The organism is Rhodococcus sp. As11, from assembly GCF_048957735.1.
Classification (GTDB): Bacteria; Actinomycetota; Actinomycetes; order Mycobacteriales; family Mycobacteriaceae; genus Rhodococcus; species Rhodococcus gordoniae.
Window position 1 is genome coordinate 318701 of sequence record NZ_JARDJE010000002.1, and the last position, 21204, is coordinate 339904.

General features: G+C 67.3%; 19 protein-coding genes and 2 tRNA genes. 5 read left to right on the forward strand and 16 right to left on the reverse strand.

Translation table 11 applies throughout. From position 1 onward, the window contains the following. Positions 1–8 precede the first annotated feature (8 nt). Entirely contained in the window at positions 9–1226 is a 1218-nt protein-coding gene (locus PV766_RS03905; protein ID WP_106200066.1) for a winged helix DNA-binding domain-containing protein, read from the reverse strand. Between the two features lie 341 nt (positions 1227–1567). Here PV766_RS03905 and fdhD point away from each other — a divergent pair, with 341 nt between their 5' ends. Then, entirely contained in the window at positions 1568–2398 is an 831-nt protein-coding gene (gene fdhD / locus PV766_RS03910) for a formate dehydrogenase accessory sulfurtransferase FdhD (protein ID WP_064063332.1), read from the forward strand. Between the two features lie 9 nt (positions 2399–2407). Here the strand turns inward: fdhD and PV766_RS03915 are convergent, their stop codons facing one another. The 7 genes from PV766_RS03915 to PV766_RS03945 form a co-directional block, all read right to left on the reverse strand. Beyond that, positions 2408–3592: a lipase family protein gene (locus PV766_RS03915; protein WP_421096433.1), complete on the reverse strand. Its 1185-nt coding sequence runs from the start codon at positions 3590–3592 to the stop codon at positions 2408–2410. A gap of 18 nt (positions 3593–3610) precedes the next feature. Beyond that, positions 3611–4399: an SDR family NAD(P)-dependent oxidoreductase gene (locus tag PV766_RS03920; RefSeq protein WP_064063330.1), complete on the reverse strand. Its 789-nt coding sequence runs from the start codon at positions 4397–4399 to the stop codon at positions 3611–3613. Positions 4400–4440: 41 nt separating this feature from the next. Next, positions 4441–5097 (reverse strand): PaaI family thioesterase, encoded by a 657-nt coding sequence (locus PV766_RS03925; protein WP_016935183.1) that lies wholly within the window; start codon positions 5095–5097, stop codon positions 4441–4443. Continuing rightward, on the reverse strand, positions 5094–5963 hold the full coding sequence (locus PV766_RS03930; RefSeq protein ID WP_421096434.1) for a MaoC/PaaZ C-terminal domain-containing protein: 870 nt from the start codon (positions 5961–5963) through the stop codon (positions 5094–5096). The genes PV766_RS03925 and PV766_RS03930 overlap by 4 nt, the downstream gene beginning before the upstream one ends. Positions 5964–5969: 6 nt before the next feature. Then, on the reverse strand, positions 5970–8159 hold the full coding sequence (locus PV766_RS03935) for an acyl-CoA dehydrogenase (protein WP_421096435.1): 2190 nt from the start codon (positions 8157–8159) through the stop codon (positions 5970–5972). A gap of 32 nt (positions 8160–8191) precedes the next feature. Next, positions 8192–9355 carry a steroid 3-ketoacyl-CoA thiolase gene (locus tag PV766_RS03940; RefSeq protein WP_064063327.1) on the reverse strand — a complete coding sequence of 388 codons (1164 nt, stop codon included), beginning with the start codon at positions 9353–9355 and terminating at the stop codon, positions 8192–8194. Positions 9356–9472: 117 nt separating this feature from the next. Further along, positions 9473–10090, reverse strand: a complete 618-nt coding sequence (locus PV766_RS03945; RefSeq protein ID WP_026003400.1) for a TetR family transcriptional regulator — start codon at positions 10088–10090, stop codon at positions 9473–9475. 202 nt (positions 10091–10292) lie between these two features. Here PV766_RS03945 and PV766_RS03950 point away from each other — a divergent pair, with 202 nt between their 5' ends. Both PV766_RS03950 and PV766_RS03955 read left to right on the forward strand, forming a co-directional pair. Beyond that, positions 10293–11213, forward strand: a complete 921-nt coding sequence (locus PV766_RS03950; protein WP_016934638.1) for a 3-oxoacyl-ACP reductase — start codon at positions 10293–10295, stop codon at positions 11211–11213. A 33-nt stretch (positions 11214–11246) separates the two neighbouring features. Then, positions 11247–11990: an SDR family NAD(P)-dependent oxidoreductase gene (locus tag PV766_RS03955; RefSeq protein WP_064063326.1), complete on the forward strand. Its 744-nt coding sequence runs from the start codon at positions 11247–11249 to the stop codon at positions 11988–11990. Between the two features lie 75 nt (positions 11991–12065). Here the strand turns inward: PV766_RS03955 and PV766_RS03960 are convergent, their stop codons facing one another. Together PV766_RS03960 and PV766_RS03965 are read right to left on the reverse strand one after the other, a co-directional pair. Then, complete coding sequence (locus PV766_RS03960; RefSeq protein ID WP_421096436.1) at positions 12066–13166, reverse strand: DUF7064 domain-containing protein; 1101 nt, start codon at positions 13164–13166, stop codon at positions 12066–12068. 4 nt (positions 13167–13170) lie between these two features. Further along, entirely contained in the window at positions 13171–14316 is a 1146-nt protein-coding gene (locus PV766_RS03965; protein ID WP_421096437.1) for a phosphotransferase family protein, read from the reverse strand. A 112-nt stretch (positions 14317–14428) separates the two neighbouring features. Here PV766_RS03965 and PV766_RS03970 point away from each other — a divergent pair, with 112 nt between their 5' ends. After that, on the forward strand, positions 14429–14698 hold the full coding sequence (locus tag PV766_RS03970) for a hypothetical protein (protein ID WP_064063323.1): 270 nt from the start codon (positions 14429–14431) through the stop codon (positions 14696–14698). On the opposite strand, the gene PV766_RS03975 is transcribed toward PV766_RS03970, so the two are convergent. From PV766_RS03975 to PV766_RS04000, 6 genes are all read right to left on the reverse strand, one after another. Beyond that, the gene (locus PV766_RS03975; protein WP_421096438.1) at positions 14695–16287 is read right to left on the reverse strand and encodes an acyl-CoA synthetase; all 1593 of its coding nucleotides are present in this window, start codon (positions 16285–16287) and stop codon (positions 14695–14697) included. The genes PV766_RS03970 and PV766_RS03975 overlap by 4 nt on opposite strands. Positions 16288–16466: 179 nt before the next feature. Continuing rightward, positions 16467–17744 (reverse strand): ATP-dependent Clp protease ATP-binding subunit ClpX, encoded by a 1278-nt coding sequence (gene clpX, locus PV766_RS03980; protein ID WP_016933877.1) that lies wholly within the window; start codon positions 17742–17744, stop codon positions 16467–16469. A gap of 230 nt (positions 17745–17974) precedes the next feature. After that, on the reverse strand, positions 17975–18637 hold the full coding sequence (locus PV766_RS03985; RefSeq protein ID WP_064063322.1) for an ATP-dependent Clp protease proteolytic subunit: 663 nt from the start codon (positions 18635–18637) through the stop codon (positions 17975–17977). Positions 18638–18683: 46 nt separating this feature from the next. Continuing rightward, the gene (locus PV766_RS03990) at positions 18684–19310 is read right to left on the reverse strand and encodes an ATP-dependent Clp protease proteolytic subunit (RefSeq protein ID WP_016933881.1); all 627 of its coding nucleotides are present in this window, start codon (positions 19308–19310) and stop codon (positions 18684–18686) included. A gap of 142 nt (positions 19311–19452) precedes the next feature. Next, positions 19453–20835, reverse strand: a complete 1383-nt coding sequence (tig, locus tag PV766_RS03995) for a trigger factor (protein WP_421096439.1) — start codon at positions 20833–20835, stop codon at positions 19453–19455. 72 nt (positions 20836–20907) lie between these two features. Continuing rightward, positions 20908–20984 (reverse strand) — tRNA-Pro (locus PV766_RS04000). A gap of 141 nt (positions 20985–21125) precedes the next feature. On the opposite strand from PV766_RS04000, the gene PV766_RS04005 reads away from it, so the two are divergent. Next, positions 21126–21199 (forward strand) — tRNA-Gly (locus PV766_RS04005). Positions 21200–21204: the final 5 nt, after the last annotated feature.

Here is a 21204-nt window from a genome sequence, read left to right on the forward strand (position 1 = left end):
AGCGCAGCCTACGACGAGGACCTGCCCGACGGCGCGCCGTCCGTCGCCGCCGCGAGTTCCTTCGCGAGAGGTGTCGGGAATCTGGCCGTCACCTTCACTCCCCCGAGCCACTCGTCGAGGCGCGCGGCCTCCTGTTCGAGCACCGCCCGGCCGTCGACCCCGATGTCCTCGAGCAGATGCAGTTCGACGGATCCGGAATCGCTCTGCCACCACGTGCCGACGATCCGTCCGTCCCACCACGCCGTGGGCCCGGCATTGCCGTTCGAATCGAACAGGTCGCCCTTGTACGACCCCAGATACCAGTCTCGTTCGGCCCACCCCATCACCGTGGGGTCCAGGGAAGGCAGCAGTACCCCCCACGGGTCGGCGGGAGCGGGTTCCTCCACGTCGTCGGCCAGGAGGTATCCGGAACGGCCGTCGAGATCCACCTCCACCACGTCGAGGTCGGCGAGAGCCGCGCGTACGGCGGTGAGGGTGGAGCCGAGCCACCACTTGATGTCGGCCTCGGTACCCGGCCCGAAGACCCGCAGCCATGATTCCACGAGGGCGCGTACACCGTCGGCTTCGTCGCACGGCGCGATCCCGGCGCCGAGCCACGACTCCGTCGACGTCCAGGCGGGCCGCGACACGCGCCACGACCCGTTGTTGGACGCCCGCACCACTTTTCCTTCGGCGGAAAGCACGGTGAGCACGCGCGGAGCGAACGGGACCCTGCCGCCCCACGACTTCCCGATCCCGTAGTCGATACTCGCGTCGAGAAGCGGGATCTCGGCACGCAATTCGCTGGACGTCGCTTCGCGTCCGCCGGACAACGCCTGCAGCACGTGGCCGCTCACCTCGTCGAGCCACTGCTCGCCGTCGCCGTGCAGACCGGCCTTCTCGACGTCCTTGACCACCTGACGGCGTTGCGCCGCTGCGACTCGCGCGCTCGCGCCCGCCTGCACGACCGGCAGGATCTCGCGCGGGAAGACGAAGACGGTGCGCCGCATGGCCATGTGTTTCACCAGCGACCGATCCGTGTAGAGGGCCCGATCGAGGTCGGTCGTGACGAAGTCGTCGACCCGGGCCCATGCCGACAGGTAGACGCTGGCGGGATCGGTGCCGTGCAGGCACACCATGCCGGTCGCGGCGTCGACCGCATCGGCGGCGCGGTGCCCGGGATGCAGGCGGTGCCGGGTGGCGAGTCGTGCTCGGCGTTCGGTTGCGTCGATCCTGCGCACAGCCATGGCCGACATCGTAGATGCGATGTCCGACTCGGCAGAGCGACCACACGAGTCCACCCTGTTCGACCCTGGTATCCGCGATCCGAAGCCGACCGGTGGCCCGCATTCATCACCGTCCCCCGAGAGGAGACCGAGTCTGTAGTGTCCCTACGAGGAGCGAGTGGGTTTCGTGTGACGCCACCCGCGGTCCACACCGCCTCGGGGCGGAGCCGAGCGCAGTCGTGAACGGGCGGGCAGTGGGGGACAGTACGGAGGATGACGTGCCGCACGACCGGGTACCCCTGCCCTGTCGAGTTGCGTAGTGACAAGGGCTCGACCCGCTGCACGTATCTGGGAGGTAGAGGATGGGACGGGTCACGACACGTCGATCGGTACTGCGCATCACGGCGGACAGGGTGACGCGACGTCCCGACACCCTCGCCGTCGAGGAACCGCTCGAGATCAGGATCGGCGGCGAATCGCTGACGATCACGATGCGCACCCCCGGGCACGACGTCGACCTCGTCCACGGATTCCTCCTGGCCGAGGGGATGATCGGCAGTCGTGAGGACATCGCCGCGGTGCGGTACTGCGACGGGGTCGACGAGAGCGGCGCCAACACCTACAACGTTCTCGACATCACCCTCGCTCCCGGTGTCACGATCCCGGAGGGGACGGGGCGACGCGCGTTCACGACCACCTCCGCGTGCGGGGTGTGCGGGAAGACCTCGCTCGACGAGGTGCGCACCCGCACGCGATATCCGCTGCGGGAGGCCGGCGGCACCTCGATCGGCACACACACGCTCGCGGAACTGCCCGACACCCTGCGGCGGCACCAGCAGGTCTTCGAGTCGACCGGGGGCCTGCACGCAGCGGCACTGTTCACGCTCGACGGTGCGCTGTGGGCCCTGCGCGAGGATGTCGGCAGGCACAACGCCGTCGACAAGGTGCTCGGCCGGGCCCTGACCGACAACCGGGTCCCGCTGTCGCACAGCGTGCTCATGGTGAGCGGACGCGCCTCGTTCGAGCTCGTGCAGAAGGCCGTGATGGCCGGCGTTCCCCTACTCGCCGCGGTATCGGCGCCGTCGTCCCTCGCCGTCGACCTCGCCGCGGAGTCGGGCCTGACCCTGGTGGGTTTTCTCCGCGGCGAGACGATGAACGTCTACACCGCACCGGAACGCGTCAAGACCGACTGAACGACCGCATCAACCGCACGTCCCGTCCTGCGTCTCGCCCGCGCGCACTCCGTCGACGAAGGTCCGCACATCGTCGAAGGACGCGTCGAGCACGCCGCGATGGTCGGCTCCGTCGTACACCCGGTAGGTCAGGTCGGCGCCGTTGCCGCACAGCGCCTCGGTGACCCGGTCGGTGACCGGACGCGACACCAGCACATCGTCGGTGCCCTGGACGACGAGTGTCGGCACCGTCAGGGTGAGCGCTTCGAGTTCCTGGCCGGCGTAGTACTCGCGGAGCGCGTCGAGATCCGCATCGGGAGCGAACACCTGATCCACCGGAACGGTGCTCGCGGCTTCGCGGATGTCGTCCATGCACCCGGTGCGCGCTGCATCGAGCAGAGGTCGCGACGCGTCCGTGAGCATCGCGTCGGCGTCGATGGACGGGTCCGCCGCCTGCGCCCCGAGCAGCAGGACCGGCAGGAATCCGAGCGCCGGACCGATCGCGGGGCCGGCCGTCGCGTAGTACTGGGCGGTCTCACTCGTCCGGCTGCCCGGTGCGAAGGCGATCGCTCCCTGCAGGTCGAGCTCAGGGGCGTGTTCCTGCCCGCGCGCCGCCGCGTACAGCGCGGCGTGGCCACCCTGACTGTGGCCCATCGCGACCCACCGGGTGCCGATGCCCGGATCGAGTTCCCGGGCCGCGCGCACGATGTCGACGACGGCGGCGGCGGCACTGTCACCGTTCATGTAGGGATGTCCACCCGGAGTGCCGAGCCCCTCGTAGTCGGTCTGGACCACGGCGTAGCCGTCGGCGACCCACCGGTCGAGCATGGCGGTCGTCCTTGCGACATAGGAGTGGGCCGGGCCTCCTGTGGTGTCGGCGGAGGGCGCACAGGCATCGCCGACCCCCGTGGTCCCGTGGGCCCAGCTGAGCACGGGCCAGCCTCCCTCCGGTGCCTCTCCTTCGGGGATCGCGACAGTCCCGGAGACGAGGACGGGACGCCCGTCGGCCCCCTCGGACAGATAGGTGATCAGGTCGGTTCGTGACGCGCTGGGAAGCGCCGCCGCGCCGGTGAGGGGGCGGTCGGTGACCAGGGAGCCGGGTCCTCCTGCTGCCTCCTCGGTGTCGTCACCGCCGGTGTCGGAGCAAGAGGTGAGGCCGAGCATCGAGACCGCGGCGAGTACCGATACCGCGCTCCGAGCAGTACGAGAGATCATGAATCCTCCGTCGGGATTTCAGTCGACCGCCGGCGCCCATTGCACGCCGTTGATGTGGCTACCGCCGTCGACGAACAGCGTGTTGCCGGTGAGATAACGCGAGTCGTCGCTCGCGAGGAAAGCCGCGACGGTACCGATGTCGTCGAGAGGGTCACCGATACGGCCCATGGGGTTGGCCGCGGCCTGTGTCGCCGCCATCTGCGGATCGGCCTCCGCGACCCGCCGGTACGCCGCGCTCTGCGCGCCGGGGCAGATCACGTTGCAGCACACCTGTTTCGGGGCCCATTCCCGGGCCGCGGTGCGGGTCATGCTGCGCAACGCCTCTTTCGCGGCGTTGTACGACACCGAGTACATGTGGGCATTGACGCCGTTGAGACTGCACATGTTGATCACTCGGCCGGTTCCGCGGCGGGCGAGTTCCGGGTACGCGCGTTGCATCGCCCAGAAGGTCGCCATCACGGCCATGTCGAAGCCTGCCTGCATACTTTCTTCGGGCGTCTTCTCCATGCGCGCGAATCCCAGTGATCGCCAGGCGTTGTTGACCAGGATGTCGAGACGTCCGAATTCGCGCACGGCCGAGTCCACCATCGCGTGCACCTGCTCGCGGTCGGTGACATCGGTCGGCACGAAGTGCGCACGCACGCCCCACCGGTCGGTGAGCCACCGCGCGGTATCGGTCCCTGCCGCCCGGTCCACTTCGGCGACCACGACGTGCGCGCCCTCGCGGGCCAGGGCACCGGACACCCCTCGGCCGATCCCCATACCGGCTCCGGTGACGATCGCCACCCGCCCGTCCAGCTTTCCCATGTCGGTTCTCTCCGATCCGGTGAGGTGAGTGATGGCGACCGTCAGCGAGGACGGGGAACCGTCTTGTCGATGAACAGTGCCTCGACGGACACGCACACCGTGCCGTCCGCGGTCCTGATCTCCCCGGCCGTGTTGATCTTGCGGCCGTCCTGCTCGACCAGACGACCGGTGACCGTCAGCGGTTCGAACAAGGGCGTCGGACGGTGGTACCGCACGTTCAGCTGGGCGGTGGCACCGCTGCGTCCGGCCCACGCGTTCGCCACACCCAGCGTGTGATCGAGCAGAAGCGCCGAGACTCCGCCGTGCACGTGCCCGGGCGGACCCTGGTACGGGAAGGTCAGTTCGACGACGCCTTCCACCGAGCCGTCCTCGCGCCCGGAGAGAACCAGCGGCGGCGCGAGCGCATTCTCGGGTCCGGTGACGGGGTCGTGCCGGGTGACGCCCTCTCCGTGCCACATGTCGACCAGTCGCTCCTGCACCTCGGGGGCATGTTCCTCGAGGTGCTCGGCGATGCTGTCGAGTTCTTCCGCGACCCGCTCGAGATTCGCGTTGGCGCGGTCGGTGCGCAACAGCGCGTCCACCACGCGCCGTGCGGCAGCGGTGGCGCGGTCGACGGCGGTGTCCTGCGGCGCCGAGGTCAGCACCGTGCCGGCGGGCGCGTGCCCGACGATGGGGTGGGTATCGGGGTCGACTCTCATCGGATCTCCATCGTGGCGTGGGTGAGCACCGGTTGTCCGTCGCGCTCGGGGCAGGTGGCGAGCAGGGTCAGGGTGTCGCCGTCGCGCCACACCGCCGTCTCGATCGTCTCCCCCGGGTACAGCGAACCGGCGAAGCGGACCGAGAACGACCGGACACGGGTGGGATCGCCGTCCAGCACACCGTCGACGACGGCCTTGCACACGACACCGTACGACGCGAGGCCGTGCAGGATCGGCCGGTCGAACCCCGCCGTCTTCGCGAAGTCGGGGTCGGCGTGCAGCGGGTTGAGGTCGCCGCTGAGTCGGTACACCAGCGCCTGCTGTGTGCTCGTGGGCGACACGAGGATCTTGTCGGCCTCCCGTTCCGGAACGGTGGTCGACGTGTCGGGTCCGGGGTTGCCGCCGAACCCGCCCTCACCGCGCGCCCAGATCTGCATCGCACTGGTCCACAACGGGTTTCCGTCGCCGTCCGTGGCGGACTGTTCGAGCACGATCACCGCGGCCTTGCCCTTGTCCCATACATCCGCGATACGCGACGAGATCGTCGCGGAACCGGAGGCCGGGATCGGGGCGTGCACGGTGACGGATTGCCCACCGTGGAGGATCTTGCGCAGATCGATGTCGATTCCCGGCAGGTTCATTCCGGCCGGCGACACCTGTCCGGCGGAGACCCCTTGCCCCGCAACCATTGCGAAGGTCGGCAGGACCTGCAGGTTCTTCTCGTAGACCCACCGCAGTTCGGCGGGGTCGAGCGAGTCGGCGCCCGCCCCCAGCCCGAGGTGGTAGAGGATCACGTCGCGGTCGGTCCAGGCGGCCTCACGGGTGGTGGGGGCGGCGGACAGTGCGACATCCCTGTCGATGGGCATGGGCACTCACTTTCCGGGTTCGGGATCGCGGGGCAGGCCGAGAAGCCGCTCACCGATGATGTTGAGCTGGACATTGGTCGTCCCGCCGGCGATGGACATGCACTGCACGTTGAGGAACATGTGGGTGGCCGAGGTGCGGTCCTGGTCGTCGAGCAGAGAGGCCGGGCCGGCCCAATCCATCGCGGTCTCCCAGACCTGCTGGAGGTGCTCGACACCGAGCAGCTTGGCGACGGAGGACTCGGGGCCGGGCTGCGCACCGGCCAGGGAGCGCAGCGCGGTGCGCAGACCCATGAGGCCACCGGACGCGGCATCGCCGAGCACCTTGCCGAGGACGGTGAGCTGTTCGTCGTCCGGCCCGCCGGGGGTGTTCTCCGCCAGCGTCGCCAGAGCCTCGCAGCCGGCTCCGAAGGAGGAGTCGTGGGAGAGGGAGACACGTTCGTTGGCGAGGGTGGTGCGGGCGAGCTTCCACCCGTCGCCCTGCTCACCGACGAGGCACTCGTCGGGCACGAACACACCGTCGAGGAAGACCTCGTTGAACAATGCCTCGCCGGTGATCTCCCGCAGTGGCCGGATATCGAGACCCTCGGTGTTCTTGATGTCGATCAGGAAGTAGGACAGGCCCTTGTGCTTGGGTGCATTCATGTCGGTGCGGGCGAGGCAGATGCCCCAATCCGCAACGCGCGCCATCGACGTCCACACCTTCTGCCCGTCGAGCTTCCATCCGCCGTCGACCTTGACGGCCTTCGTGGACAGACCCGCGAGGTCCGATCCGGCGCCGGGTTCGGAGAACAGCTGGCACCACACGAGATCCCCGCGCAGCGACTGCGGGACGAAGCGCTCGATCTGGTCGGTGCTGCCGTGTGCGATCAGGGTCGGCACCACCCAGTTGCCGATGATCATGTCGTGCGGTTCGAGGCCGGCGGTCCGCAGTTCCTCGGCGACGACGAGCTGCGTGACGGCGTCGGCGGCCTTGCCCCACGGTGCGGGCAGATGCGGAGCGGTGTATCCCTTCTCGGCCAGATATGCCTTGCGTGCCGCCCCCTCGAGCGAGGTGGCCGGCTCGAGCTCTGCGCGGATGTCGGTACGGATCTCTTCGGCCTCGGCCGGCAGGTCGACACTCAGCACACGGCGGGCACCGCCGAGCGTGAGACGGGCGACCCGGCGGCGCCAGGATGCCGTGGAGCCGAGCAGCAGGCGAAGCGACTGAGCGCGTCGCATGTACAGATGGGCGTCGTGCTCCCAGGTGTAGCCGATGCCGCCGAGCACCTGGATGCAGTTCTTGGTGACCTGGAAGGCCGCTTCCGGGGCGATGGACGCCGCCACGGCGACGGCGAGCGACGCCTCGTCCTCGGATGCCTTCTCGTCGAGTGCTCGCGCGGCATCCCATGCCACGACGCGCGCCTGCTCGGTGAGGCAGAGCATTCGGGCGACAGTGTGCTTGACGCCCTGGAACTGGCCGATGACCCGTCCGAACTGCTTGCGGACGCGTGCGTAGTCCGCGGCGGTGGTGGTGGCCCGGTCCGCGAGGCCGGCCGACTCGGCGGCGAACAGCGTGGCGGCGATATCCACGACCCGCTGCGAGTCCAGTCGCAGCACATCGTCGTCGGACAGGTCCAGGCCGTCCACGGTGATCTCGGCGTTCCGTCGGACCACGTCGTAGCTGGGCAGGTGCGCGACGTCGACCCGATCACGCGTGACGACGACGAACGCCGTCTCGCCGTCGTCGTCGGCCGCGAGCAGGAACACATCGGCGACCTGGCCGCCGAGCACGACACCCGAGGTGCCCGAGAGGGTGACGGAGTCGCCCTCTCGCACGACTCGCATGTCCCCCGGCTGCAGGGACACCGCACCGAACAGCGATCCGTCCGCGAGTCCGTCGAGTTCGGTACGACGCCCCGCCTCGTTCAGGACCGCCGAGACGATCACGGTCGGAAGGAACGGGCCGGGCACCATCGATCGTCCGAGTTCCTCCGCGACGATCGCGGTTCCGAGCAGGCCGAATCCGGCACCTCCCACCTCTTCCGGTAGGTGCAGTCCGAGCATGCCGAGTTCGGCGAGCGAACTCCAGTAAGGCGGGCGCGCTTCGGTTTTCGCTTCGACAGCCGCGCGGATCACGTCGGCTGTCGCGTGCCGAGCCGCCCAGCCGCGTACGGAATCGCGGATTTCGCGGTCCTCGTCACTCAATCCCAGAGTCATGAACGGTCCTTTGGATAGAAGAATGTCCGACGTCAGATGCGCTCGATGATGGTGGCGGTGGCCATGGCGCCACCCGCACACATCGTGACCAGCGCCGTGGAACGGTTCGAACGCTCGAGTTCGTGCAGGGCAGTGGTGATCAGCCGGGATCCCGTGGAACCGACGGGATGTCCGAGCGCGATGGCACCGCCGTTGACGTTGACCTTGCTCATGTCGGCCCCGTGGACCTGGGCCCAGGACAGCACGACGGAGGCGAAAGCTTCGTTGATCTCGACGATGTCGATGTCCGACAACGACATTCCGGTTCGATCGAGCACCGCGCGGGTCGCGTCGACGGGGCCGTCGAGGTGGTAGTACGGGTCGGAACCGATCAGGGTCGACGCGAGGATGCGCGCACGCGGCCGCAGACCGGCTTCGCGTGCCTTGTCCTCGCTCATCAGCAGCACCGCGGCGGCACCGTCGCTGACCTGGGAGGAGTTGCCCGCGGTGTGGATTCCGTTCTCGATCACCGGACGGAGGCCGGCAAGCCCTTCTGCGGTGGTCTCGCGGAGCCCACCGTCGCGGGTCACGGTCGCGATCTCACCGGTGGGCTCGCCTTCCTTCGTCACGACGGGCGCCTGCACCGGGACGATCTCGCGGTCGAAGCGGCCTTCCGCCCAGGCGGCCGCGGCGCGCCGCTGCGACTCGAGCCCGAGGGCGTCGACGTCGTCGCGCTTGATCCCGCGCTTCGCGGCGATCCGCTCGGCTGAGGTGAACTGGTCACCCATGTCGATGGACCAGTCGTCCGGATAAGGGTTGCCGGTGCCCGGTGCGTTGGCCTGACCGAGGAATACCCGGCTCATGACCTCGACGCCGCACCCGATTCCGGCATCGATCTGACCGGACGCGATCAGTCCGGCGACCATATGGACGGCCTGCTGCGACGAACTGCACGCGCAGTCGATGGTCGTCGCGGCGGTCGTGTACGGAAGTCCCGCGTGGAGCCACGCCTGGCGGGTCACGTTGTTGGACTGCTCCCCCGCCTGCGTGACCGCGCCTCCGACGATCTGGCCGACCTGATCGGCGGGCAGTCCGGTGCGGTCGAGAACGGCCTTCTGGGCGGCACCGAGCAACACCGCGGGATGCACCCCGGCCAGCTGTCCGCGGCGACGACCGATCGGTGTCCGCGCGGCCTCCACGATGACGACGTTGCTCATGCCCACTCCCAGCTCTTCGAGGATATTGAAATTTATTCTAGTGACGCAGACCGCAGATTTCCGAGCCGTCCCACCGAGCGGGACAGCCCTTGCGGATTCGATTCCCGGGCCTGCCCGTCAGCGCACGCCGGCGGACAGATCGACGAGCAGAAGGTCGCACGCGACACGCAGGTCGGATTCGACCTCGGGGATCGACATCCGGCCGTTGAGCGCCGATCGGACGAGCCCGAACCACAGCGCCACCAGCAATCGCACGACGGTCACGTCACGAACGGTCGGCTCGTCGATACCCGCGGCGGCCAGGAGCCGTCCGTCGAAGTGCCGATCGATCTTCGCCACATCGGGAATGGTGGCGGCGTTCGACGAGGCGGCGGACTGGATCATCGCGTTGGCCAGCAGCGGTGCTCGCACCAGCGCCCGAGTGGCCTGCAGCAACGCGTCGTAGACCGCGTCCGCGGGCGCAGCGGACGGACGCGAACGTCTGGAAAGATGAATACCCATGCGGTCGATCTGGTCCACCATGACCGCGACGAACAGATGCGTCTTGGACGGGAAGTACCGATAGAGGGTGCCGATGGCGACCCCGGCAAGTTCGGCGACCTCCTGCATCCGAACCCGCTCGAGCTCCTTCTCGGCACCCAGTTGCGCTGCGGCATCGATGATCCTGCCGTACCGCGCGTGCTGCTCGGCCGAGTTCGGCTCGGCCGCATCCCGCACTTCCGCAAGTCTCGGCATGCTCGACTCCTCCCCTTCGTGATCGGTCGGCACCCACCCGTCGTCGGCGACGAACGTTCCAGGTGGAACAGGTCGGGGTCCACCCGATCCCATCCAGCGGGACCGTGTCGACAGTCGAATCGCACACACCCGCAAACTAGAATGAATACTAATTCAGCCGCGGAATGATGACGGACCACGGCAACCGAACAGGAGACGAAGCATGGGTGAATCTGTGAGCCTGACCGGGCGTGCCGCGGTCGTGACCGGTGCCGGAGCGGGCCTGGGGCGGGCCGAGGCCCTCGCCCTCGCCGCAGCGGGTGCCGCCGTCGTCGTCAACGACATGGGCGACGCGGCACACGAGGTCGCAGAGGAGATCGTCGCCACCGGTGGCCGGGCCATCGCGGTGACCGGCGATGTGTCCGACTGGTCTCTCGGAAGCCGTCTCGTCGAGGAGTCCGTCAAGGCCTTCGGATCCTTCGACATCCTCGTCAACAATGCGGGCATCATCCGCGACAAGATGATCTTCAACCTGACCGAGTCCGACTGGGACGACGTGATCCGGGTCCACCTCAAGGGTCACGCCGCCACATCGCACGCCGCCGCGGTGCACTGGCGCCAGGCGAGCAAGGCAGCCGGCGGACCGGTCTACGGTCGTATCGTCAACACCTCGTCGGAGGCCTTCCTGTTCGGTTCGGCCGGGCAGCCGAACTATTCCGCCGCGAAGGCCGGAATCACGGCGCTCACCCTGTCCACGGCTCAAGGGCTGGCCCGCTACGGAGTCACCGCGAACGCGATCTGCCCCCGCGCACGCACCGCGATGACCGCCGAGGCATTCGGTGAAGCCGACGGCACGACCGGACTCGATCCGCTGGCCCCCGAGCGTGTCGGCACTCTGGTGAGTTATCTCGCCTCCCCGGCCTCCGCGGAGATCACCGGGCAGGTGTTCGTCGTCTACGGCAAGATGGTCGCGCTCATGGCCTCGCCGAAGGTCGAGAACCGTTTCGACGCGGCCGGTTCGGCTTTCACGGTCGAGGAACTCGACGAGCAGCTTTCCTCGTATTTCGCCGGTCGTGGCCCGTACGAGACCTACGCTGCATACAGCATCGCGGAACTCGAGAAGGTCGCACTGGCCGTCGACTGACCACCCGGCACCGCACGACGAAGGGAACACGGCATGAGGCTTGCAGGCAAGGTTGCGATCGTCACCGGCGGCGCCGGAGGAATCGGGCGCGGCATCGTCCGGGCGTTCGCGGAAGAGGGCGCACGGGTCCTGTTCGTCGACATCGACCGGTCCGCGGGCGAGGCACTCGAAGCCGAACTCGGCGGAGCCGGGAAGTTCTCGTACGCGGACATCTCCGAGGAGTCGGCCGCCGAGACGATCGTCGCCACCGCCGTCGAACAGTTCGGCAAGGTCGACGTACTCGTCAACAACGCGCACGTCTCGAGGCAGGCGCCCCTGCTGGAAACCACGCAGGACATGCTCGACCTGTCGTTCGGCACGGGCTTCTACCCGACATTCCGGTTGATGAAAGCAGCACACGCCCAGCTCGCCGCGAACAAGGGCTCGGTGATCAACTTCGCATCAGGAGCCGGCATCGAAGGAAGCGTGACGCAGAGTTCGTACGCGGCCGCCAAGGAAGCGATCCGGGCGATCAGCCGGGTCGCGGCAAACGAGTGGGCCGCGGACGGCATCAACGTCAACGTCATCTCTCCTCTGGCGCTGACCGAGGGCATCGAGGCGTACATCGCGGCCCACCCCGGCGTCGAGCAGGCACTCCTGGCGAAGACGCCGATGCACCGTTTCGGCGACCCGCAGGCCGACGTCGGCCGGGTCGCAGTCTTCCTGGCCAGCGACGACGCGTCCTACATGACCGGTCAGACGCTCATGGTCGACGGTGGGACCATCAAGCTGCGTTGACCGGACATCCGCCTGAGGACGACAGCACCTCCGACCGCAGCCTGCTCGGTCGGAGGTGCTCGTCGCCGGCAGCCGCTACGGCGCCATGTCCGTCCAGCCGACGAAACCGGACGGGTCGTGCCGGCCCATGACCGCGTGCTCGAACATCCCCCAACCGACCTGCCCGTCGATCGTCGCTCGTGCGATGTGATCGATCGTCGAATACGGCAACCGGCCGTGGAACTCCGCAGTGGTGGTATCCACCACCGACGCGGACGACCAGTTCTCCCCGCGCCACTCACCGTGCGTCCATTCGGGGTCGCCGCCGTATCCGGCACCGTGGCTCAGAGAGATGAACCCGAGGTTCTCCACCTCGACGACCAGGGGCTTCCCCTCCGGCGTGGTGAGGTGGATGCGCGCGGATTCGGGGTGGCGCGTGCCGCTGCGGTAGTTCACCTCGAGGCGCGGCCACCCGAGCTGCTCGACGCTACCGTCGGGGAAGACGCGCGTGGCGTGATTGAGCGTGCGATGGCCGTCGGACGATTCCTGGACGATCACCATGAGTGCGAAGTCGTCGAATCGCAGAGGGGCGTACGTCCAGTAGTGCCCACCGCGGTTCTCGTATGTCCAGCGCCCCTGCGGATCCGGCTCCCCCACCGGGCGGATGCCCCACGAGCGATCGCGCGTACCCATCCAGGTGTCCGGGTCGACCGTGAAGTCCTTGCCCTGCACGCAGATGCTGCCCGACCAGCTCCCGACCTGAGCGAATCGGGAGGCGTCCAGGATGGGGCGCGGACCCGACATCAGGATGTGTGCCTCTTCGAGTACCGCGGGGAACGACCCGTCCCAGGTGAGATCACAGGACAGCTCGTCATGTTCGCAGACGACGCGAATCCTCTGCAAGGGTTCGATCACCTCGAGCCGGTACCCACCGACCGCGCTCTCCATGGACCGCTCTCCGAGAGCGTCGGAGAACCGGACCGCTACCTGGGAATCCCCGTGCCGAACCGTGACGAAGGCGTCGACCACACCCAGATTCGGGTAGACGCCGAAACCGGTGATGAGGTAGATCGAGCCCGTGCGGTCGTGGGCGTTGAAATAGTTGCGGTCGTAGAAGTTCCGGTCGGTGGACGCCACCCGTCCCATCGACAGCGGTGACTGGTGCACCGGAAATTCGTCGAGCGGAGCTGGTTTCATCGGGTCACTTCTCCCACTCGTAGGATTCGTCGAGCAAGCGCGCGAGCATGTCGCGGTGGAGGACGTACGCGTCCGGGTCGTCGTGTGGTTCCACCTCACCGAAGTGGATACGCCGGCGCTCGATCTGCGACATCACGATGCCGTGGCGCAGCGCGGCGTACACGAGGTAGAAGTCGAGGTCGCGCACCTCGACTCCGGCGGCCTTCTCGTATTCCGCCACCACGTCGGAACGTCGGAGGAAATTCGGGAGGCCGGGGAACGAGAACTGTTCGGCGATGTCCTGGAAGATGCGGTGGAAACAGATGAACCAGCCGAGGTCCAGCTCCCGGGGCGCGAGCGCAGCCGACTCCCAGTCCAGCACCGCTACGGGAGTCGTGCCGTCGTACATGATGTTCCCGATCCGGGCGTCGCCCCAGCACAGCACGTCGGACGACGGTTCGGCAGGCCAGTGGGCGTCGAGCCAGTCGAATGCCCTCTCCAGCACCGGGATGCGCAGACCGTCTTCGCGACGCGTCCATTCGTAGTAGGCGCGTTCGTTCTCGAAGTGCCGTCGCAGTCCCGACAGTCCGTTCGTCCCGGCGAGCGACGGAATCCGCGAGGCCGGATCGTCGACGGCGTGGATCGCCGCCAGCACTCGCACGCTGGCCTTCTCCAGTGCCGCGCGCTCGTCGTCGTTCGTCTCGTAGAGCCAACCGCCGAAGACGTACGGCGGATTGTCCACCGGCACATCGCCTCCGGCACGTTCCATGACGAGAAAGGGACGGCCGAGCGGACCCGAGGAGGACTCCACCCACCGCACCGCGGGCACCGGCACCGCGCCGTGATCGCGCACCGCGGCCATGACGTCGAACTGACGCTGCAGGTCGTAGCCGGGAAACACCGGGAACGCCGTCTCCTCGGGCGCGAGCCGGACGACCAGGTGTTCCGTCTGCTGCTGCCCGTTACGGCTCCAGTCGAGATCGAACAGGACGGAGATGCTGGACATGCCGGAGTGGGTCGGGCGGGTCACGTTGTACACCCGCGGGGCTTCCGTCGCCCCGACACGCTCGCCGAGCCAGTCCTGCAACTGCTCGCGCAGCGCATCGAGATCGGTCTCGGTGGTCTTGATCTCCTGTTCCGCGCCTTCCGGTACCACACCGTCCGTAGCCATCCATGCCTCCGGTTCTCTCTACGAAACGAGCCCGATCGTCCCCGGATTTCGGACATCCGTTCCGGTGAGCGATGTCTCGACCATCTCCCCCCCCGGAGAGCTCGAGAAGGATATGGCGACAACGGAACTCAGCGATGCGCGCACGCAGCGGCCGGACGGCGAACTGCTCCGCATCCTGCAGGCCGGTGTGCCCCGCGACGAGGTACGCACCGACCACCCGCCACAGTTTCTCGCCGCAACGATCGGTGCGATGCACCTCTCGACCGTTCGACGCCGGAGATCCGACCCGAACGACGACGTGACCGAGATGTTCGTCCGCGCAGCGCGTTTCGCCACCGAGTCGATTGGCCCCGACCGTCATCCGGACGAGGGGTGCCGCTAACGGGACGATTCGAGTGTCGTCTTCGCCCAACGGTAGTCGGCCTTGCCGGCAGGAGAACGCACGATGTGATCCACGCCGACGACCACCCGCGGAACCTTGTAACGAGCGATGAGTCCGGCGACGTGCTCGGCCAGCTCGTCGAGCGACGGCACATCGTGCCCTTCGCGCGGCTGGATCACGGCCCCGACCCTCTGGCCGTAACGCTCGTCGTCGACACCGGCGACGAGCACATCCATGACGTCGGGATGACTCTTCACGGCCATCTCCACCTCTTCGGGGAACACCTTCTCCCCTCCCGTGTTGATACACATCGATCCGCGGCCCAGCAGGACGATCGTGCCGTCCTCCTCGACCCGGGCCATGTCACCGAGAACCGACATGCGCACGCCGTCGACGACCGGGAAAGTGGCTGCGGTCTTCGCGGGATCGCCCCAGTAGCCGAGCGGCACGTGCCCCGCGCGGGCGATGTAGCCGATCTCGCCGGAACCCGACTCGAGCGGGCGCATCCGTTCGTCGACGACACGCACGGTGGGTTTCGGGGCGATACGCATCGTCCCGTCGCCCCCGATGGCGAGTTCGCCGTCCGTACCGGACTCCGACGAACCGAAATTGTCGCGCACCATGACGTTCGGGAGCAACGAGGACAACTGTTCGCGAACGCTGCGAGAGAGCAGCGCACCACCGGAGCCCACCACGAACAGCGAGGTGAGGTCGTACTCGGATCCGTGCTCGGAGATCGCGTCGGCGAGGGGGCGGGCCATGGCGTCGCCGACGATGGTCATCGTCATCACCCGCTCACGTTGAATGAGACCGAGCACCTCCACGGGGTCGAAGCCCCGCATCAGCACCTGCGCCGTCCCGAGACAGAAGCCACTGAACATGCTGTACACGGCAGCACCGTGGATGAGGGGCGCGGTGAGCATCCAGGTCATCTCCGGCATCTGTGCGGCCGCGGCCGCCACTGCGGCGGCATCGGCGTGAGGCTCGCCGAACGGATTCCCGCCCGACAGCGCCGCGTGGAAGAAGTCCTCGTGCCGCCACATCACGCCCTTCGGCAGCCCCGTCGTTCCCCCGGTGTAGATGATGAACAGATCGTCGCCGCTACGCGCCGGGAAGTCGCGCTCGGCGGACTCTCCGGCCGTCGCCTTGCCGAAGTCGACGGCGGTGACCTCGCCCCATTCCACGTCGGCGACCGATCCGACGGTGACGACGTGCCGCACCGTGGGTGTTCGCGGCAGCACCGCGGTGGTGGTGCCGGCGAACTCGCCGTCGGCTATCACGGCGACGAGTTCCGCATTGTCGAACAGATAGGCCAGTTCCGCGTCGACGTACCGGAAGTTGATATTGATCGGGACCGCACGGATCTTCAGGCACGCGAGCAGCGACTCGACGAATTCCGTGCTGTTGCGCATGTACAGACCGACGTGGTCACCGGCGCCCACTCCCGCACCGGCCAGATGGTGGGCAAGGCGATTGGCGCCGGCATCGAGTTCGCCGTAGGTGAGTCGCTCGTCGCCGCAGACGATCGCCGTCCGTTCGGGCACGGCGTCGACGATCGCTTCGAACAGGTCCGCGAGGTTCAGCGACATCGAGAGTCCTTCCGACACAGGAGCATGAGATGCGGCCAAGGTGTCATCTCACACGCACAGTGACATTCACCACTCCCGGTGAGCGGGACTGGTGAAGGTCGCACTCGATGCCCCGCGACGGCGAGCGCCCCGGCACTGTCCGTGCCGGGGCGCTCGTGGAGAAGTCGGAGTTCTACGGATCAGGCGCTCTTGTCGCGGCGCTCCCGATCGGCCTTGCGGGGCACGATCGTCGGGAGAACGTTGTCGTTGACGGTCTCGGCCGTCACCACGACCTTGGCGACGTCGTCACGGCTGGGGATGTCGTACATCACGGGCAGCAGAACCTCCTCCATGATGGCACGGAGCCCACGAGCGCCGGTGCCACGGAGGATTGCCTGATCGGCAACCGCTTCGAGACCGTCCTGGGAGAACTCGAGTTCGACGCCGTCCATCTCGAACAAGCGCACGTACTGCTTGACCAGAGCGTTCTTGGGCTCCGACAGGATCTGGACGAGGGATTCCTTGTCGAGGTTCGTCACCGACGCGAGGATCGGCAGACGACCGATGAACTCGGGGATCAGGCCGAACTTGATGAGGTCCTCGGGCATGACGTCGGCGAAGTGATCGGTGGTGTCGATCTCCGCCTTGGACCGCACCTCGGCGCCGAATCCGATGCCTCGCTTGCCGACGCGGTCGGAGACGATCTTCTCGAGACCGGCGAACGCACCTGCCACGATGAACAGGACGTTGGTGGTGTCGATCTGGATGAATTCCTGGTGCGGATGCTTGCGGCCACCCTGCGGCGGGACGGAGGCCTGGGTGCCTTCGAGAATCTTCAGCAGCGCCTGCTGCACACCTTCGCCCGAGACATCGCGGGTGATCGACGGGTTCTCGCTCTTACGGGCGATCTTGTCGACCTCGTCGATGTAGATGATGCCGGTCTCGGCGCGCTTGACGTCGTAGTCGGCGGCCTGGATGAGCTTGAGGAGGATGTTCTCGACGTCCTCACCGACGTAACCGGCCTCGGTCAGTGCGGTGGCGTCGGCAATCGCGAAGGGCACGTTGAGCATCTTCGCGAGTGTCTGCGCAAGATAGGTCTTGCCGCAGCCCGTGGGGCCCAGGAGCAGGATGTTGGACTTCGCGAGTTCGACCGTCTCACCACGGGAGTCGCGAGCCTTGTCGCCGGCCTGGATGCGCTTGTAGTGGTTGTAGACCGCCACGGCCAGCGTGCGCTTGGCGGAGTCCTGGCCGATCACGTAGTTGTCGAGGAAATCGCGGATCTCGGCGGGCTTGGGCAGTTCGTCGAGCTTGACCTCGCTGGTCTCGGCGAGTTCCTCTTCGATGATCTCGTTGCAGAGATCGATGCACTCGTCGCAGATGTAGACACCGGGGCCCGCAATGAGCTTCTTGACCTGCTTCTGGCTCTTTCCGCAGAAGGAGCACTTGAGCAGATCTCCGCCGTCACCGATACGTGCCATCAGTCAGGTCCCTACTTCCTCGTGTGCGTGCAACCGGTCCCGCAACCACCACACGAGGCGGTCCCGGGGAGCGGGCCCTTTGATCGACCGTACCCGGATGTCGGCGCGCAGGTCGACCGGTTCTGCGCGTTTCCGGTGATATTTGTACAGCACCGCATGTGTCGGCGATCACAGTCCCGGCGGTGGCGGTTCCGGAAGGCGGTGGGCCTCCCGGAACCGCCTGCGTCGTTCTACTTCTGGGCCGAGAGCTTCCGGTACTCCAGGACCCGGTCGATCAGACCGTATTCGACGGCCTGCTCCGCGGTGAGGATCTTGTCGCGGTCGGTGTCCTTGCGGATCTGCTCGGGCTCCTTGCCCGTGTGCTTCGCGAGCGTGTTCTCCATGAGGGTGCGCATGCGCTCGATCTCGGCGGCCTGGATCTCGAGATCGGAGACCTGCCCCTGGATTCCACCCGTCGCCGGCTGGTGGATGAGCACACGGGCGTTGGGCAGGGCGAGGCGCTTACCGGGGGTACCGGCGGCGAGCAGGACCGCCGCGGCCGACGCCGCCTGGCCCAGGCACACCGTGGTGATGTCGGCGCGCACGTACTGCATGGTGTCGTAGATCGCCATGAGCGACGTGAACGAACCGCCGGGCGAGTTGATGTACATGGTGATGTCGCGGTCCGGGTCGAGCGACTCGAGCACCAGCAGCTGCGCCATCACGTCGTTGGCAGAGGCGTCGTCGACCTGGACGCCGAGGAAGATGATGCGTTCTTCGAACAGCTTGTTGTACGGGTTGGATTCCTTGACGCCGTAGCTCGAGTGCTCGATGAACGACGGAAGGATGTAGCGGCTCGCGGGCGAGGCAGGAGCGGCGCCGCCGAGCTGGCGCGGATCGAACATGTTGGTCATCGCTTCTCCAAGAATTCGGTGGGGTGAGGGCAGATCGGGCCGGGACCTAGTTGCCGGTGCCGCCGGCCTGCTGAGCCCGGGAGACGACGTGGTCGACGAAGCCGTACTCGAGCGCCTGCTGCGCCGTGAACCAGCGGTCGCGGTCGGAGTCCTTGGTGATCTGCTCCACCGTCTGGCCCGTGTGCTCGGCGATGAGCTCGGCCATCTCGCGCTTGGTGTGGGCGAACTGCTCCGCCATGATCGCGATATCGCTCGCCGTACCACCGATGCCCGCGGACGGCTGATGCATCATGATCCGGGCGTGCGGCAGGGCGTAGCGCTTGCCCTTGGTGCCGGCGGAGAGCAGGAACTGCCCCATCGAGGCCGCCAGGCCCATCGCGAAGGTCGCGACATCGCACTCGACGAACTTCATCGTGTCGTAGATCGCCATGCCCGCGGTGACCGATCCGCCCGGCGAGTTGATGTACAGGGAGATGTCGCGGGTGGGATCCTCGGCCGACAGCAGAAGGATCTGCGCGCACAGCTTGTTCGCGATGTCGTCGTCGACCTGGGTGCCCAGGAAGATGATGCGCTCGCGGAGCAGGCGTTCGTACACCGAGTCGCTGAGGTTCAGCCCAGCGGTGGCCGAGGTCATCGTGGGACCGATGGATGTCGCCGGATTCTGAGGAGTCACGGGTACCTGCCTTCTCGTCGATCGTGGATTGCTGACACTGACACTAACGAAACGGGGCGGCACCGGATGCCCGGTGCCGCCCCTCTTCGCTCAAAGCGGAAATTCGTGTCCGTCGGATCTCGAATCTCCGCGGCTCGTCCGACTACTCGGAGGCCGAGTCCTCGGTGGTCTCCGCCTCGGCGTTCTCGTCCGCGGCGTCGTCGTTCCTCGTGCCGAACAGCTCACCGGTGTCGACGGTCGCACCCGTGGTGTCGGTCACGGTGGCGCGATCGACGACGGTACCGAGCGCCTTGCCGCGGCGGACGTCCGCGAAGACGGCACCGAGCTGGTTGGCCTGGCTGATCTGCTGGATGAACTGCTCCGGCGGGATGCCGTAGCGCTGCGCCTGGAAGAAGATGCGCTCGGTGAGCTCCTGCTGCTCGACCGTGGTGTTCTCCGCCTCGGCGATCGCGTCGAGGAGCAGCTGGGTCTTCACCGAACGCTCGGCGGACTCGCGTGCCTCCTTGTCGAACTCCTCACGGCTCGACCCCTGGCCCTCGAGCAGCTCGTTCAGCTTGGTCTCGTCGTGACCGAGCTCGTGGATCGCGTCGTGCAGCGCACTGTCGACCTCGGCCTGGACGGCGGCCTCGGGGACCGGGATCTCGACGGTCTCGAGGAGGGCCTCGAGGACCTTGTCGCGGATCTGTCCGGCCTGCTCGACCTGCTTGACGCGCTCGACGCGCTCGCGGAGGTCGGCCTCGAGTTCGCCGATGGTGTCGAACTCACTCGCGAGCTGCGCGAACTCGTCGTCGGCCTCGGGCAGCTCGCGCTGCTTGACGGTGTTGACCTTGACGGTGACGACGGCTTCCTTACCGGCGTACTCGCCGGCGACCAGCGTGGAGGTGAACTCCTTCGACTCGCCTGCCGACAGGCCGATGATCGCCTCGTCGAGGCCGTCGATGAGCTGGCCGGAGCCGACCTCGTGCGACAGGCCCTCGGTGGCGGCCTCGGGAACCTCGTTGCCGTCGACCGTCGCGGACAGGTCGATGGAGACGAAGTCGCCGTCCTGCACCGGACGCTCCACACCCGTCAGGGTGCCGAAACGCTGACGCAGCGACAGCAGCTGCTCGGCGATGTCCTCGTCGGTGATCTCGACGGGATCGACGGTGACGGCGATCTCGGAGAAGTCGGGGAGGGTGATCTCGGGTCGGACGTCGACCTCGGCGGTGAACGCCAGCTCGACGTTGTCCTCGAGCTTGGTGACGTCGATCTCGGGCTGGCTGATGACCTTGACGTCGTTCGCGGTCACAGCCTCGCTGTAACGGCTCTGGATGGCCTCGTTGATGACCTGGTCCAGGACGGCGCCGCGGCCGACGCGGGCCTCGAGGATCTTGCGAGGAGCCTTACCGGGACGGAAACCCGGGATGCGAACCTGGCCTGCGAGGGCCTTGAAAGCGCGGTCGAAATCAGGCTGGAGCTCCTCGAAGGGCACCTCAACATTGATACGGACTCGCGTCGGGCTCAGCTGCTCGACGGTGCTCTTCACGGACATGCTCCTTCTGTCGTGCTCTCTTGTCGGTCGTTCGTTCACTACTGAGCGCGCTGACGCTGTTCGATCTGGTCGGGATGACAGGATTCGAACCTGCGACCCTCCGCTCCCAAAGCGGATGCGCTACCAAGCTGCGCCACATCCCGGTCGTGAAGGCACCCGCAATCGACCCGCGGGACCCATCGCAGAATCCTACGGCCCCCCGATTATGAAATCCAAAGCGAGGTCCGGTACAGTCTCATCTCGCAAGCCGCAGCACCGGTCGACCACCGGCGCCGCAGCCCAACGGGGATGTAGCTCAATGGTAGAGCCCCAGTCTTCCAAACTGGCTACGCGGGTTCGATTCCCGTCATCCCCTCCATGAGG